Consider the following 1,133-nt stretch of genomic DNA (forward strand, 5'->3'; position numbering starts at 1 on the left):
TAAGGAACCTCTGCATAACCCTACTTATAGTGGCGATAAGGAGTACTATTAGAGAACCAGCGACTTGGAGGAATCACGATGACGCAACTTCATCTCGGCTTGGACCTGTCAACCAAGCGCACGCGTAAGCGGGATTTTCTGGACGAGATGAGGCGAGTGGTGCCATGGTCGAGGCTGATTGCATTGATCGAACCGCATTACCCGAAGGGGAAGACTGGTCGTCCGCCCTTTCCGGTAGCGACGATGTTGCAAATTCACTTCCTTCAACAATGGTTCGGTCTGTCGGATCCAGCGATGGAAGAAGCCCTCTATGATGTCCCGCTGTATCGCGAATTCGCAGGCCTCGATGGAGCGATGACCCGTCTTCCAGACGAAACGACTATCTTGCGGTTTCGGCACCTGCTCGAAGCGCATGGCATCGCTGCGCAGATTCTTGCGGTCGTCAATGAAATATTGAACGAAAAGGGATTGATGCTTAAGGCGGGTTCAGCTGTCGATGCTACGTTGATCGCAGCGCCCAGTTCGACCAAGAACGGCTCGGGCACACGTGACCCGGAGATGCAGTCGACCCAGAAAGGCAGGAACTGGTACTTCGGCATGAAGGCGCATATAGGCGTGGACGCAGAATCAGGCCTCGTTCACACGGTCATCGGCACGGCGGCTAACGAGCACGACATCAATACGGCCCTTGCGCTGTTGCACGGTGAAGAAACGGACGTTTACGCTGACGCCGGATACCAGGGCATCGAAAAACGTAAGCAACCGGGCTCGGCTCGATGGCATGTTGCGATGCGGCCCAGCAAGCGAAGGAAATTGAACTTGAAGGATCCTCTCGATGCGATATACGACAAGATCGAACGACTGAAGGCCGGCATTCGTGCAAAGGTCGAACATCCGTTTCGAATTCTCAAGCGACAGTTTGGTTATTTGAAAACGCGATACCGGGGGCTGGCGAAGAACACCGCGCAGATCACCACATTATTTGCGTTGGGCAATTTATGGATGATGCGCAAGGCGCTATGCAAAGCTTAAAAGACACCGCAGGTTGAACTCGCTCCCGCGCTCTCGATGAGGGCACAAAGTGTGCGCCCATCGCCTCTGCCATTGACGGACCGAGCCGGATAAAAAAGCTG

General features: G+C 54.3%; 1 protein-coding gene. It reads left to right on the plus strand.

From position 1 onward, the window contains the following. Nucleotides 1–78: 78 nt before the first annotated feature. Nucleotides 79–1,032 carry an IS5 family transposase gene (locus tag AWB75_RS36435; protein WP_061128743.1) on the plus strand — a complete coding sequence of 318 codons (954 nt, stop codon included), beginning with the start codon at nt 79–81 and terminating at the stop codon, nt 1,030–1,032. Nucleotides 1,033–1,133 lie beyond the last annotated feature (101 nt).

Origin of the sequence: Caballeronia catudaia, assembly GCF_001544755.2 — a bacterium.
Classification (GTDB): domain Bacteria; phylum Pseudomonadota; class Gammaproteobacteria; order Burkholderiales; family Burkholderiaceae; genus Caballeronia; species Caballeronia catudaia.

Coding starts and splice junctions, on each gene's coding strand:
- AWB75_RS36435 (WP_061128743.1), top strand. CDS start 79: ATGACGCAACTTCATCTCGGCTTGGACCTGTCAACCAAGCGCACGCGT.